This window comes from Rhodoluna sp., from assembly GCF_024639375.1.
Classification (GTDB): domain Bacteria; phylum Actinomycetota; class Actinomycetes; order Actinomycetales; family Microbacteriaceae; genus Rhodoluna.
Genome location: NZ_JAHEIM010000006.1, coordinates 20,367 through 34,008 on the forward strand (window position 1 = coordinate 20,367; position 13,642 = coordinate 34,008).

General features: G+C 52.2%; 12 protein-coding genes. 6 read left to right on the forward strand and 6 right to left on the reverse strand.

Annotated features, from left to right (window positions below):
* Window positions 1-151 precede the first annotated feature (151 nt).
* Together Q0L28_RS03045 and Q0L28_RS03050 are read left to right on the forward strand one after the other, a co-directional pair.
* Entirely contained in the window at window positions 152-3,874 is a 3,723-nt protein-coding gene (locus Q0L28_RS03045; RefSeq protein ID WP_296631502.1) for a multifunctional oxoglutarate decarboxylase/oxoglutarate dehydrogenase thiamine pyrophosphate-binding subunit/dihydrolipoyllysine-residue succinyltransferase subunit, read from the forward strand.
* Window positions 3,875-3,876: 2 nt separating this feature from the next.
* Window positions 3,877-4,488 carry a GDSL-type esterase/lipase family protein gene (locus Q0L28_RS03050; RefSeq protein WP_296631417.1) on the forward strand — a complete coding sequence of 204 codons (612 nt, stop codon included), beginning with the start codon at window positions 3,877-3,879 and terminating at the stop codon, window positions 4,486-4,488.
* A 41-nt stretch (window positions 4,489-4,529) separates the two neighbouring features.
* Here Q0L28_RS03050 and rsrA read toward each other — a convergent pair whose 3' ends face one another.
* Together rsrA and Q0L28_RS03060 are read right to left on the reverse strand one after the other, a co-directional pair.
* Window positions 4,530-4,778, reverse strand: coding sequence for a mycothiol system anti-sigma-R factor (gene rsrA, locus Q0L28_RS03055; protein ID WP_296631419.1), 249 nt, complete (start codon window positions 4,776-4,778; stop codon window positions 4,530-4,532).
* The gene (locus Q0L28_RS03060; RefSeq protein WP_296631422.1) at window positions 4,778-5,383 is read right to left on the reverse strand and encodes a sigma-70 family RNA polymerase sigma factor; all 606 of its coding nucleotides are present in this window, start codon (window positions 5,381-5,383) and stop codon (window positions 4,778-4,780) included. Before Q0L28_RS03060 ends, rsrA begins: the two co-directional genes overlap by 1 nt.
* A gap of 75 nt (window positions 5,384-5,458) precedes the next feature.
* On the opposite strand from Q0L28_RS03060, the gene aroA reads away from it, so the two are divergent.
* Genes aroA through Q0L28_RS03075 form a run of 3 tightly spaced genes read left to right on the forward strand, consistent with a single transcriptional unit; the run spans window position 5,459 to window position 8,608 of the window.
* On the forward strand, window positions 5,459-6,787 hold the full coding sequence (gene aroA, locus Q0L28_RS03065; protein WP_296631425.1) for a 3-phosphoshikimate 1-carboxyvinyltransferase: 1,329 nt from the start codon (window positions 5,459-5,461) through the stop codon (window positions 6,785-6,787).
* Complete coding sequence (rsgA, locus tag Q0L28_RS03070; RefSeq protein ID WP_296631427.1) at window positions 6,784-7,821, forward strand: ribosome small subunit-dependent GTPase A; 1,038 nt, start codon at window positions 6,784-6,786, stop codon at window positions 7,819-7,821. The genes aroA and rsgA overlap by 4 nt, the downstream gene beginning before the upstream one ends.
* 10 nt (window positions 7,822-7,831) lie before the next feature.
* On the forward strand, window positions 7,832-8,608 hold the full coding sequence (locus tag Q0L28_RS03075) for an inositol monophosphatase family protein (protein WP_296631429.1): 777 nt from the start codon (window positions 7,832-7,834) through the stop codon (window positions 8,606-8,608).
* A gap of 10 nt (window positions 8,609-8,618) precedes the next feature.
* On the opposite strand, the gene Q0L28_RS03080 is transcribed toward Q0L28_RS03075, so the two are convergent.
* The gene (locus tag Q0L28_RS03080; RefSeq protein ID WP_296631433.1) at window positions 8,619-9,611 is read right to left on the reverse strand and encodes a Gfo/Idh/MocA family oxidoreductase; all 993 of its coding nucleotides are present in this window, start codon (window positions 9,609-9,611) and stop codon (window positions 8,619-8,621) included.
* 200 nt (window positions 9,612-9,811) lie between these two features.
* Between Q0L28_RS03080 and Q0L28_RS03085 the strand changes: the two genes are divergently transcribed.
* Window positions 9,812-10,573: a GntR family transcriptional regulator gene (locus Q0L28_RS03085; RefSeq protein ID WP_296631436.1), complete on the forward strand. Its 762-nt coding sequence runs from the start codon at window positions 9,812-9,814 to the stop codon at window positions 10,571-10,573.
* 59 nt (window positions 10,574-10,632) lie between these two features.
* Here Q0L28_RS03085 and Q0L28_RS03090 read toward each other — a convergent pair whose 3' ends face one another.
* The 3 genes from Q0L28_RS03090 to Q0L28_RS03100 form a co-directional block, all read right to left on the reverse strand.
* Entirely contained in the window at window positions 10,633-11,544 is a 912-nt protein-coding gene (locus Q0L28_RS03090) for a sugar phosphate isomerase/epimerase (protein WP_296631440.1), read from the reverse strand.
* Window positions 11,545-11,675: 131 nt separating this feature from the next.
* The gene (locus Q0L28_RS03095; RefSeq protein ID WP_296631443.1) at window positions 11,676-12,704 is read right to left on the reverse strand and encodes a LacI family DNA-binding transcriptional regulator; all 1,029 of its coding nucleotides are present in this window, start codon (window positions 12,702-12,704) and stop codon (window positions 11,676-11,678) included.
* A gap of 60 nt (window positions 12,705-12,764) precedes the next feature.
* On the reverse strand, window positions 12,765-13,640 hold the full coding sequence (locus tag Q0L28_RS03100; RefSeq protein ID WP_296631445.1) for a sugar phosphate isomerase/epimerase: 876 nt from the start codon (window positions 13,638-13,640) through the stop codon (window positions 12,765-12,767).
* Between the last annotated feature and the right edge of the window lie 2 nt (window positions 13,641-13,642).

Below are 13,642 nucleotides of genomic sequence, written 5' to 3' on the forward strand. Positions count from 1 at the left end.
TATGGTCAGAACCTGCGCTATCCATCTTGGTTCCAGCATACCCATCGAAAACCGAGCAATTCATGAGCCAATCGGTCGCTGGGGCCAATTTGCTCAAGGCGCAGCGGGTAGAGTTGGCAGGTAAAGACCAAATCATGAAGAGGTGATTTCTCTGTCAACCAACGGCGAGAATTCGGGCGCAGACAACACTTTTGGAGCCAACGACTGGCTCGTTGATGAAATGTACGCTCAGTACAAATCCAATCCAGATTCGGTTGACAAGGCTTGGTGGCCAATTCTTGAGAGCTACCACCCAACCGAGACCCCTCATGTAGCCACTGGCCCAATTTCTGTACAGCCAACTGTTGCTGCACCAGCAATTCAGACCAACCCGGTTGAAGCTGCCGCAGCAAGCCTGCCTTCAGCCCCACTGGTAGCCAAAACCACGAATCTTGAGGCTCGCCCTCAGCCAATTCCGGCTCAGGCACCAATCACAGGTCTCATCAACACCATCGATGCCGATGAACTCGAAGAGACCGACCAGGTCAACATTCTTAAGGGCATGGCCAAGTCATTGGCAACCAACATGGATGCCTCACTCGAAGTTCCTACTGCTACTTCAGTTCGTACCATCCCTGCGAAATTGCTTATCGACAACCGCATTGTGATTAACTCGCACCTTGCTCGCTCACGCGGTGGCAAGGTTTCGTTTACTCACATCATCGGCTTCGCGATTGTTCGCGCGCTAAAAGAGTTTCCAAGCCAAAACGTTTACTACGACCTAGTTGATGGTCGCCCTGCAGTTGTGCAGCCGGCAAACATCAACTTTGGTTTGGCAATTGACATTCCAAAAGAGGATGGCACCCGCGCACTTTTGGTGCCAAACATAAAGCGCGCACAGCGTTTGAACTTTGCCGAGTACTTGACCGCTTACGAAGAGCTGGTTAAGAAGGCACGCGACAACAAGTTGACCGCTGGCGACTTTGCCGGTTCGACCATTTCGCTAACCAACCCTGGCGGCATCGGCACCGTTCACTCGGTTCCTCGCCTAATGAAGGGTCAGGGCTGCATCGTTGGTGCAGGCGCACTTGACTACCCAGCCGAATTCCAGGGATTGTCAGACGCACAGCTTTCAAAGCTTGGCGTAAGCAAGACCATCACGCTTACCTCTACTTACGACCACCGTGTTATCCAGGGTGCTGGTTCTGGCGAGTTCTTGAAGAAGATTCACGAGCTACTTCTTGGTGCGCGTGGCTTCTACGACGAAATCTTTGCCGACCTGCGCATTCCTTATGAGCCAGTTCGCTGGGTTGCAGACTTCGATCAAGACGATGCAGATGACCGCAGCAAGGCGTCACGCATCCAAGAAATGATTAATGCCTACCGAGTGCGCGGTCACTTGATGGCAGACATCGACCCGTTGGAATACAAGCAGCGCACTCACCCAGACCTTGACATTTTGAACCACGGCCTAAGCCTTTGGGATCTTGACCGCACTTTCAAGACCGGTGGTTTTGGTGGCAAGCCAAAGGCGGAGTTCCGCGAAATTTACAAGATTTTGCGCGACAGCTACTGCCGCACAGTTGGTGTTGAGTACATGCACATTCAAGACCCTGCACAGCGCGCTTGGTTCCAAGACAAGCTCGAGCGCCCTTATGCAAAGCCGACTCGCGTTGAGCAGATGCGCATTCTTGAGAAGCTAAACGAAGCAGAAGCATTCGAGACTTTCTTGCAGACAAAGTTTGTTGGTCAGAAGCGCTTCAGCCTTGAGGGTGGCGAATCAACCATTGCTGCACTCGACGAAATTTTGCAAGAGGCCGCAAACGCTGAGCTCGATGAAGTTGTAATTGGTATGGCCCACCGCGGTCGCCTAAACGTTCTTACCAACGTTGCTGGCAAGACCTACGGCCAGGTGTTCCGCGAATTCGAAGGCAACACCGACACCAAGACCGTTCAGGGTTCTGGCGACGTGAAGTACCACTTGGGCACCGAAGGCAACTTCACCAACCTTGAGGGCAAGCAGGTTCGCGTTTCACTAGCTGCTAACCCATCTCACCTAGAAGCGGTAAACCCAGTTGTTGAGGGAATCGTTCGCGCCAAGCAAGACCGAAGCGACTCAGTAAAGAAAGATGTATACCCGGTATTGCCTGTTGTGATTCACGGTGACGCAGCATTTGCTGGTCAGGGTGTTGTTCCAGAAGTTCTGAACATGTCGCAATTGCGCGGCTACAAAACTGGCGGAACCATCAACATTGTGATTAATAACCAGGTTGGCTTCACCACACCACCGATGGAATCACGCTCGACTGTTTATTCAACCGACGTGGCCAAGGGCATTCAAGCTCCAATCTTCCACGTGAATGGTGACGACCCAGAAGCCGTGGTTCGCGTTGCTCGTTTGGCATTCGAATTCCGCCAGGAGTTTAAGAAGGATGTTGTCATCGACATCGTTTGCTACCGCCGTCGCGGTCACAACGAAGGTGATGACCCATCGATGACTCAGCCATTGATGTACAACCTGATTGAGGCAAAGCGTTCAGTGCGCACTCTTTACCTTGAGTCTTTGGTTGGTCGCGGCGATCTAACCCGCGAAGAATTCGAAGCAGCAAACATTGGTTTCCAGCAGCGCCTAGAAAACGCTTTCATTGAAGTTCACGAAGCGATGATTGCGGCTCCAGCATTGCCATCTCGCCCAGTTGGCATTGGCACCACCGCAAGTGACCACCCAACCATTGAAAAGCCAACCGCGATTTCTCGCGGAGTGGTTGAACTCATCGGCAAGGCTCACGAAAATGTTCCACCGGCATTCAACGTGCACCCTAAGTTGCAGCAGTTGTTGGCCAAGCGTTCAGAGATGTCTCGCGAAGGCGGCATTGACTGGGGCTTTGGTGAGTTGCTAGCTCTTGGTTCGTTGTTGATTGAAGGCAAGACCGTTCGCATGGCAGGTCAAGACAGCCGTCGCGGAACTTTCGTTCAGCGTCACGCCGTATTCCACGATCGTGAAAACGGTCAGGAGTGGATGCCGCTGCGCAACCTTGCTCCAGACCAAGCCAAGTTCTACATCTATGACTCACTGCTAAGCGAATATGCGGCGATGGGTTACGAGTATGGCTACGCAGTGGAAAACCAAGAAGCTTTGGTTCTTTGGGAAGCCCAATTTGGTGACTTCGCAAACGGTGCCCAAACCGTGATCGATGAGTTCATTTCATCCGCGGAACAAAAGTGGAACCAGCACTCGGGTGTGGTTTTGCTTTTGCCTCACGGTTATGAAGGTCAGGGTCCTGACCACTCATCAGCTCGCATCGAGCGCTACCTGCAGTTGTGTGCCGAGAACAACATGACCGTTGCTCAGCCATCAACACCGGCATCGCACTTCCATTTGCTTCGTCGTCAGGCTTACTCGACTCCTAAGCGCCCGTTGATTGTGTTCACTCCAAAGTCGATGCTTCGCCTAAAGGCAGCTTCTTCATCGGTTGAAGACTTCACCAACGGCACCTTCCAGCCGGTAATCGATGACCAGCAGGGTCTAGACAAGAACGCCGTCAAGCGCGTGCTGTTCTGTTCGGGCAAGGTCTACTGGGATCTTTTGGCTGAAGCGCAAAAGCGCAACGACGGCACTACCGCCATCGTTCGCGTTGAGCAGCTTTACCCAACTCCGGTTGACGAGATCAAGGCAACCTACGCGCAGTATCCAAATGCCGAGTTGGTTTGGGTTCAAGACGAACCAGCAAACCAAGGCCCTTGGACCTACATCGGTTTGTTCTTGCCTCGCTACATGAATGGCCAAGTTGCCAAGCTTGTTTCTCGCCCAGCGAGTGCCAGCCCAGCAACCGGCTCGGCTAAGCGTCACGCTGTTGAGCAGGCCGATCTCATTGAGCGCGCATTCTCGATCTAACGATGTTGCATGAGCCGCGCCGCGATGTGCGCATTGTCATTATTGGCGATGCGTTAGTTTCGGCATCTGGCGACCCAAAGGGAATGGGTTGGGTTGGTCGAGTGACCGCTAAGACTCCAAGCCATTCACCACGCATCGACATCTTTGCTTTGCCTGCCCCGGATGAAACCACGAGCATGCTCGCCGAGCGTTGGAAAAACGAAGTGCAGCGTCGCTTTAGCGCTGAAACCGAGAACCGCTTGGTGATTGCACTTAGCAATGCCGACCCTGCAGCCGGCATTTCAATTTCACGCAGCCGCCTAAACATCGCCACCATGGTTGATGAGGCCAAGCGCCAAGGTATCGAGTCGTTCTTAGTTGGCCCTACCCCGCATCGCAATCCGCAGCTAAACAGCGAAGTTGAACACCTTGCTTCTGGCTTCGAAGATGTTGCTTCGCGTCGAGGCATTCCATTTGTTGATTGCTTTAGACCACTTGTGGAGCACGAGGGTTGGAATTCAGAAATTGAGAATTCAGAGCACGGTCAGCCAGGGCAAATTGGTCACGGATTGATTGCTTGGTTGGTGCTCAACCGTGGTTGGTATGAGTGGCTAGGAATTGCAACTCCAGAATAGAAAAATTCCGCATCGCTTGATGCGGAATTTCTACTTAAGCTTTAGTGCTTAATCTCTTTTTGAAGTTCGCGTATCTGAGCAAGAATGCGCTCGGCAAGTTCTTGTGGAGGTACCTCGCCGCATGAACGAGAAATTGCACCGTTCAGCGCATTCTCGATGTCATAGTCGCCTTCGCAACTGTCACAACCCGCTAGGTGCGCCGTGATCTCGGTGATCTCTAGCTCTGTCAGCTCATTGTTCAAATACTCGTGCACGTGACGCTTAGTTTCTTGGCAATCGAACTGTGACATTATTTGCCCCCGTTGTCTTTATTCGATGTGTCGTAGCCCTCTTGAGCTGCGTATTCAGCAAGTAGTGTGCGCAATAGTTTTTTGCCACGGTGCAGACGACTCATAACAGTTCCCACCGGAGTGTTCATGATTTCAGCAATCTCAGCGTATGGAAGACCGTCAACCACCGCGTAATAAACCACCATGCGAAACTCCTCTGGAATCTCTTGCATTGCCTTCTTGATGGTCTCAGACGGGAGGTTATCAATTGCCTCAAGTTCAGCTGAGCGGGTTGAGAGAGCGGTGACTGATTCAGCTGAACCCAGCTGCCAGTCTTCTAGCTCGTCAAGCCCACCCTTGGCCTGATCTTTGGCCTTCTTGTTGTACAAGTTGATGTGAGTGTTGGTCATGATGCGGTACAACCAGGCTTTTAGATTGCTGCCCTGCTGAAATTGCGCCCAGGCCACAAAGGCCTTGGCGAAAGTCTCTTGAACCAAATCTTCTGCATCCGATGGGTTTCTTGTCCAGCGCAAGGCTGCACCATAAAGCTGAGGCATCAGCGGCAAAGCCTGCTGTTCAAATTCGTTAATTTGGGCCTGTTTGGTGGCTTCTGCATTCGATTTCATTGATTTCGAGTTTAGCCGTGTGCGCCCAAAGACTGGCCCGGTGCCTGCAAAACTGCTCATGGTAACTTTGAACTAATGACTACGCCTCAAAATTCCCAGCCATGGCCGGCGCCGGTGGCCCATGCCGCGCTCGACGCCGCAATTGCCCTGCCTGGGTCAAAGTCGCTAAACAACCGCGAACTCGTGCTCTCGGCGCTTGCCAGCGAACCCACCCTGCTAACCGACACCTTGAAGTCACGCGACAGCGCTCTGATGATTGAGGCCTTGCGTTCACTAGGCACCGAAATTGTTGAACACGAGGATGGCAGCATCCTGGTGACACCTCACCCATTTACTCAGGATGCGCGAATCGACTGTGGCCTCGCCGGCACCGTGATGCGCTTCGTGCCCCCGGCCGCTTTGCTTGCCAATGGCAACATTCAGTTTGATGGCGATGAGGCTGCGCGCCGTCGACCAATGCACACCACCATCGACAGCTTGCGTGCGCTTGGCGTTGAAGTGGAAGACCAAGGCACCGGTTCCTTGCCATTCACCGTGCACGGCACGGGAACCGTTGCCGGCGGCGACGTGACCATCGATGCATCTGCCTCTAGCCAGTTTGTTTCAGGCCTGCTGTTGGCTGCTGCCCGATTTGAAAACGGCATCACTCTTCGGCACGTTGGCGAGCACCTGCCATCGATGCCACACATTGAAATGACCCTGGACTGCTTAGCAAAACGCGGCGTGAAGGTTTCATCACCGGCTGCAGCCGTTTGGCGAGTTGAGCCAGGGCCAATCGCTGGCGGCAAAGTTGCCATCGAACCAGACCTATCTAATGCCGGCCCATTCTTGGCAGCTGCAATGGTTGCTGGTGGTTCGGTGTTTATCTCGGGATGGCCTGACTCAACCACACAGGTGGGCGATGAGTTCGACGGCATTTTGCAACAGGTGGGTGCAACCATTGTGCGCGAAAACGGCGGCTTGAAAATTACTGGCACCGGTGAAATTCGTGGCATCGATATTGATCTTTCAATCGGCGGAGAACTCACTCCGGTTATCGCAGCACTTGCGGCAATCGCGAGCACGCCAACTGTCATCCGCGGTGTTGCACACCTGCGTGGGCACGAAACCGATCGCCTAGCGGCACTGGCTGCAGAAATTAATCGCATTGGTGGCATCGCTCGTGAAACCCCGGATGGTCTCGAGATTGACCCAAGCGATAATCTGCACGGTGCACTGTGGCACACGTATGAAGATCACCGCATGGCAACAGCCGGTGCAATCATCGGTTTGCGCGTGCCCGGAATTGAAATTGAAGACATCACCACCACTTCGAAAACCATGCCGAACTTTGCTTCGATGTGGCACATGATGTTGGGCTTCGGCGATTGGCAGAATGGCTTCGAAGTTGAGGTTGCCGATTGAGTTGGCTCTATGAGCCAGACCCGGGTCAAAACGACCTGGACGAATCAGATGTGCGTGTTCGCCCAAACCCAAAGGGCAACAAGCCACGAACCAAAAACCGTCCCGCTTATAACGAAGCGCCAATTGGCATGGTGCTCGGTGTTGATCTAGGTCGCTATCGCGTTCTGCTGCTTGATGAAGATCGAATCGTAAATGCCACGCTTGGCAAAGAGCTACGCAAAGTTGGTGCTGCTGTTGGAGACAGAGTTGCGCTGGCTGGCGACATCTCAGAGACCGAAGGCGCCTTGGCCCGCATCGTGCGCATTCAACCGCGCACCTCGTTGTTGCGTCGAAGTGCCGATGACTCGGATTTGGTTGAGCGCGTTATTGTTGCCAACGCAACCCAAATGGCGATTGTGGTGGCAATTGCAAACCCTGAGCCACGCACCCGCTTGATCGATCGTTATCTAGCGGCAGCATTTGATGCTGGTCTGAAGCCAATTCTTATCATCACCAAGACCGATCTTGCTGACCCGGCCGAATTCTTGGCCAACTTTGCTGGCCTAAGCATTCCTGTGGTCTTGAACCGTTCAGACAAGCCTGCGATGGATCAGCTAAAAGATTTTCTTGCCGGCCAAACTACGGTTTTTGTCGGTCACTCGGGTGTTGGAAAATCAACTCTGGTTAATGCCCTGGCACCACACGCGCAACGCGCGACGGGTGGAGTCAACGCTGTGACCGGTCGCGGTCGACACACGTCATCTTCGGTGCGTGCAATTCGACTCGACGAAAACTTTGATGGCGGCTGGATCATCGACACCCCTGGAGTTCGTTCTTTTGGGCTCGGTCACGTGAAGCCAGAGAATCTGTTGCGATCATTTGAAGATCTATACGCAGTCATTGAAACTTGCCCGCGCGACTGCAATCACACCGCGGATGCCCCCGACTGTGCCCTCGACGATGCAATTGAGGCCGGCGCTTTGGGTGCCAGCGGTGCAGCCCGAGTGGACTCACTCAGACGCCTGATTGGCTCGCTTTCAAATCACGCCGAATAGAATTCATAGCATGACCTACCAAGCGGACCTTGAGTTGGCGCTTGCGCTGGCAGATGTTGCAGATGAAATCTCACTAGAGCGCTTTCACGCGCTTGATCTAGTGGTTGAAACCAAGCCAGACCGTTCACCGGTGACCGACGCCGACCGCTCGGTTGAACAGGGCATGAAGGCCTTGCTTGCTGAGCGAGCACCAAGCGATGCAATCATCGGTGAAGAATATGGCTCAGCCGGCACCGCTAGTCGCACTTGGATCATCGACCCAATCGATGGCACAGCTAACTACCTGCGCGGTGTTCCGGTTTGGGCAACTCTGATTGCGCTGGCCATCGATGGCAAACCAACCGTGAGTGTGGTTTCTGCTCCAGCACTTGGCCGCCGTTGGTGGGCCGACCCAATCGAGGGTGCATTCACCAGCGACATTGACGGCACTGTGCGCAAGCTTCAGGTTTCTTTCATTGGCGATCTTGAAAATGCCTCAATCAGCTACAACAATCTGCAACTTTGGGATCAATCGGGCAAGTTGCCACAACTGATTGAGTTGAGCCGCAAGGTTTGGCGCACCCGCGCCTATGGCGACTTCTATAGCTACATGCTGCTGGCCGAAGGGTCGGTCGACATCGTTGCCGAACACGACCTAAAGATTTACGACATTGCTGCCCTGGTGCCAATTGTTGAGGTTGCCGGTGGCAAATTCAGCGCCCTAGATGGCGACCTCACCGCTGACACATCCTCAGTGTTGGCAACCAACGGCAAACTACACGAGGCTGCGCAAAAAGCTTTCGCTTAGTCGCGAAGGCTTATTTATCCCACTCGAAGGTCACGCCAATTTGGCGACGAATCTCGTCCATGCTCTCCATCACAGTGATGGTGTCATCCAAAGTTAGAACTGGTGACTCGGTCAAGCCAGCTTTTATGCAACGCTCTACCTCTAGGAATTGGTATTGACGGCCAGAGCCTTCTTGCGGCTCTTTGAATTCAAAGAGAACATTATCGGCGTGATCCAAGATGCGAAACGCTCCAGGCTCCCACCAGTTTTTATCGATTTCGATTCGGCCTTTGCTACCAAGAATTACAGCGTCGTTTGAACCGGTTGCCGACATAGTGCTGTGCAAAATTCCTGTCTTACCACCCGGGAATTGCAAAATGGCTGAGGTGTCTTCATCGACTTCACCGTTTTCAGTTAGCTGCGCCGCGGCAACAATTTTGCTCGGCTTCATTCCAAGCATGCGAGAGACAAAATGCAGCGGATAGATTCCGAGATCTAGCAATGTGCCGCCAGCGGTAGCCTTGTGCCACATTCGGCCATAGCCATCTTGCTCCAACTGAAACAACGACATGTTGGCCATTAAAGTTTTTGGTTCACCTATTAGACCCTCAGCAATTTTTTGTTCCAGAATTTTGAACTTTGGAAAGTGCGGCACCCACATGGCTTCTAGGAGAAATAGGTTTTTGCTACGTGCAAGCTCGATGATTTGGCGAGCCTGACCTGCGTTGATAGTGAATGGCTTTTCGCAGAGCACGTGCTTGCCGGCCTCTAGAGCGGCCTTGGTGTGCTCATAGTGAAAGGGGTTAAGTGTGGCTACATAGACAACATCGACGTTTGGATCCTGAAGCATCGCCTCAAAACCGCCATAGTACTTTTCGAAGCCGTGACTTTCAGCAAATGCTCGTGCATTGTCTTCGCTTCTCGACGCGACTGCATATTTATTGATTGCGACTAAGTCGAGGTCTTTTGAACAAACATCGGCAATCCAGCCCGTGCCAATGAATCCCCAGCGAAGTTGTGACATCTATGTTCCCTACTACGAATGAATGTGCTTCAGCCGGCAAGGCATCGGCCGGAATTCGGCCACCAAGTCACCATCGACTTCGCTACTTGACAATGTTATGACATACTGACGGCGGGAAAATCCGAGGACTTAGTGCTAATGTCATTACATGTTGCCAAAGTTTGGCAAGTGTAAACAAGGTCGATGAGGACGGGAGCAAAATGAACCAGGTTGAGAACATTCTGCCCATCGAAGTTTTCATGGACCTCGACCGCTCGGGTCCGGTTCCCCTTTATTTTCAGGTAGCCCAAAAAATCGAAGGAGCCATCATGAATGGCTCGCTGCCTGCTGGCAGCCGACTCGAAAATGAAGTGTCATTGGGTGATCGCCTAGGACTCAGTCGCCCAACTGTTCGTCGCGCTATTCAGGATCTTGTAGATAAAGGCCTGCTGGTGCGCCGTCGCGGCATTGGCACCCAAGTGGTACACGGTCAAGTAACCCGCGGTGTTGAGCTCACTTCCCTTTATGAAGACCTTTCGCGAAGCGGTCAGAAACCCTCAACCAAAATACTCACTTACAAAATCACCAAAGCTGACGCCAAGGTTGCTGAACAACTTGGTGTGAAGCTTGGTTCCTCAGTGCTCTATTTGCAGCGCGTGCGATTTGCAGACAAGGTTGCGGTTTCGATTATGGAAAACTGGCTGCCCGAGGATTTCACTGACATCACCGAAGATGAACTAAACGCCCACGGGCTTTATCAAATCATGCGCAGTCGTGGCGTGACCATTCGCGTGGCGAAGCAAAAGATTGGTGCTCGCAAATCAACCGCGCAAGAATCGAACATTCTTGAAATCGACAAAAACTCAGCGCTACTAACTATGGATAGAACTGCTTACGACAACTCTGGGCGTGCAGTTGAGTTTGGACACCACTGCTACCGACCAGATCTTTATTCATTCGAAGCCACTTTGGTTGAAAAATAGCAACTTAAAAACTAAAAACCCCAGCGATTGCTCGCTGGGGTTTTCTATTTAGTAGTTTTTTAGCGTAGGCGTGCTGCGTGCGTGCAGCTCATAATGTGCTTAAGAGTACGATCGGCAATCGGGCCAGGAACATCAACGCCACAGCCATACATGTCTTGTTCAACGATGGCGAACATCTCTGGATTAATCTCAGCAGCTTTTTCAATGATCGGCGCAAATTCCGGCACACCTTCGAAACCAGGTTCGGTCATAACACCAGCAGCAACAGCATCTACGAACGGCAGATCGTTCTTCAAGGTGTCAGCCAGAATGTCGGGGTGAACCTGCTTGAGGTGCAGGTATCCGATGCGCTCTGGATAAGCATTCATTAGCTTCACGTTGTCGCCTAGGTAATAGGCAAAGTGACCGGTGTCGAGGCAAAGGTTGGTGAACTCTTTGTTTGTTTCTTGCAGGAATCTTTCCACTTCGGCATAGGTGCCAATGTGGCTATCTGCGTGCGAGTGGAATTGCTGGTGAATGCCATACTCTTCAAGCAAAGCCTTGCCAAGCTTGTCGTGACCGGCGGCCAGTTTTTTCCACTGGTCATTGTCGAGCACACGAGACTCAAGGACCTCTGCGGTTGCGTCTGAGCGCCATAGGTCTGGAATCACTACTAAATGTTCTACGCCAAGCTTCGAAACTAAGCCAGCCACATCTAGGGCCTGATCCCAAGCTCGCTTCCATTGGTCATCACCCTTATGAAAACCGGTGAATACAGTTCCAGCAGAAAGCTTCAGGTCGTGCTCTGCCAATACATCGGAAAGTTGGTTCGGATCAGTTGGCAAGTAGCCGAAAGGGCCAAGTTCAATCCAGTGGTATCCAGCAGCCTGAACCTCATCTAAAAAGCGCTCCCATGGAACCTGCTTTGGGTCATTTGGAAACCATACGCCCCATGAATCCGGTGCTGTACCAACACGAATTTGATTGCTCATCTTGCCCTAACTCGCCATTGAGGCAAATCTATTTACGTGCTTCAATCTAGTCCAAATTAAATCAAATGTAATGACATAAGGACATTCTTAAATAACGATTTGGAGTGCCGGCGCTTTCGCTCAAACGAAAGCTAAATATTGGCTCGAGGCTTACCTGTCGTGGAACGAATTACAAGCTTTGAGCTGGTCAGATAGGTCTCTGATAGAAGTTTTTCGCCTCGAATTCGAGCAGCTAGATCTTCCACCGCCGCCTGCGCCAATTCTGCTGCGTCTTGTCGAACAGTCGTCAGGTTTAGAAATGGCCATTTCGCAATGGTGTCGTCATAGCCAATCACAGAAATGTCGCGAGGCACCGAAATGCCATTTTTTTGAAGCTCATGAACGAGCCCGAATGCCATTTGGTCATTGCTGCAAATAACTGCAGTGGGTTTGACTTTCAAAGCCAGCAACCGATCTGCGGCAGTGGCGCCACCAACCTCTGTGTAGTTGCCAGATATTTGCATGACATGGGTTTTTAACTTTGCCTTGGCCATCGCCGCACTGTAGCCCTCTAGGCGAAATTCGTGGTCGTACATTTCTGATCCGTCTACATACGTAATCGACTTGTGCCCAAGATGGACCAAATACTCAACCGCTTCAAACATTCCGGCTTCTCCGCGCGATGAAACAAAACCGCAACGCACTTTAGTTAGCCTTCGACCCATGCTCACCAAAGGCATTTCTTGAGCCAGTTTTTGAATTTTCGAAAGGCTCAAGCCGCTCGACATCAAGATGATTCCATCACAGCGATGGCCCAACACTTCTTCAATTGCCTCTACTTCCGAGCGAGCTTCTGAAACCGCGCTTAGGATGACCTGAAATCCAAATTTCGAAGCTTGGCGATACACCTCAGGTATTAATTCATTTATCGAGCTGTGGTCGGTGTGAAAGACAACACCAATGTATTTTGAACCCTCACGGCGCAGGGCTTGTGCCGCCAAATTCGGCCGATACCCTAGTTCTTTTGCTGCAGCACGAATCTTTGCTTCTGTCTCTGCGCCAACGCCAGGAGCGCCACGAAAAACTAGTCCAACAAGTTGTCTTGAGACACCAACGGCCGCAGCAATGTCTGCCATGGTTGGCGGGCGCGGAGTACCGCTGTCTTTGGTATTGATGGCCATGTAACTATCCTAGAAAGACAAAGCGGGTTGCCCGCTAAGGCAACCCGCAATCAAAGTTATCTACTTGTGCTTGGCCACAAGCTGCTCAATAGCTTCGCGCTGGAAGATTGAGACTTCGCGAGCGTTTTCGTTTTCGGCAAAAACGCTTGAGCACATGATGCTGTTTGGGTTGTCAAGGAACCCATTGGCCTTGAGGCCTTTGAACATTTCATCGAAGTTGACGTCACCAGCGCCGATGCGCAAGTGCTGATGTACGCGCACAGCGTTGCCCGGCGGGTTGGTGATGTAGCGCAATCCATGCGAAGCGGTGTGGTCCATGGTGTCACTCATGTGCACAATGCCCACGCGGTCTTTTGCTACCTCAAGAATTTGAGCCGGCTGATTGCCCATGTGGAATGTGTGCGAAGCCACATAAACCATGCCGAAATTCTTTGAGTTGATGCCGCGGATGACACGCCAAGCAGCAACGCCGTTTTCTACAAAGTCATCTGGGTGCGGATCGATAAAGACCTTGATGCCTTCCTTTTCGATGATTGGCACAAGCTCTTCCATCGAGCGATAGAACGCGCGCTCTGACTCTTCGGCTCGCTCTGGGCGACCATTGAACTCGGTACCAATGGTGTCAACGCCCAAGTCTGCGGTGATTTGAATCACACGCTTCCAATAGCGCACTGCAGCTTCACGTGCGTCTTCGTCTGGACCCGACCAACGCAGCACCGGCAAGGTCGATGCAATCTCGATGCCTGCATCCTTAACGGCCTTCTTCAACTTCTTCACCAGGTCGTCATCGCCCTTTGGGTGATTGAAGAACGGAATCAAATCCGCGTGCGGAGTCATCTGCAGATACTTGTAGCCAAGGTCTGCCGCCAGCGCCGGAAACTCAAGAAGTGAGTGAGTGCTGTGGAACGGGGTTGGATCAAGTGCGATTTTTACCATTT

Excerpts from the sequence above, each read along its gene's own strand:
- rsrA (WP_296631419.1), bottom strand. The coding sequence starts at position 4,778 with ATGTCACAGTTCGATTGCCAAGAAACTAAGCGTCACGTGCACGAGTAT.
- Q0L28_RS03090 (WP_296631440.1), bottom strand. The coding sequence starts at position 11,544 with ATGAGCAATCAAATTCGTGTTGGTACAGCACCGGATTCATGGGGCGTA.
- Q0L28_RS03095 (WP_296631443.1), bottom strand. The coding sequence starts at position 12,704 with ATGGCCATCAATACCAAAGACAGCGGTACTCCGCGCCCGCCAACCATG.
- Q0L28_RS03075 (WP_296631429.1), top strand. The coding sequence starts at position 7,832 with ATGACCTACCAAGCGGACCTTGAGTTGGCGCTTGCGCTGGCAGATGTT.
- Q0L28_RS03060 (WP_296631422.1), bottom strand. The coding sequence starts at position 5,383 with ATGAAATCGAATGCAGAAGCCACCAAACAGGCCCAAATTAACGAATTT.
- Q0L28_RS03100 (WP_296631445.1), bottom strand. The coding sequence starts at position 13,640 with ATGGTAAAAATCGCACTTGATCCAACCCCGTTCCACAGCACTCACTCA.
- aroA (WP_296631425.1), top strand. The coding sequence starts at position 5,459 with ATGACTACGCCTCAAAATTCCCAGCCATGGCCGGCGCCGGTGGCCCAT.
- Q0L28_RS03080 (WP_296631433.1), bottom strand. The coding sequence starts at position 9,611 with ATGTCACAACTTCGCTGGGGATTCATTGGCACGGGCTGGATTGCCGAT.
- Q0L28_RS03050 (WP_296631417.1), top strand. The coding sequence starts at position 3,877 with ATGTTGCATGAGCCGCGCCGCGATGTGCGCATTGTCATTATTGGCGAT.
- Q0L28_RS03085 (WP_296631436.1), top strand. The coding sequence starts at position 9,812 with ATGAACCAGGTTGAGAACATTCTGCCCATCGAAGTTTTCATGGACCTC.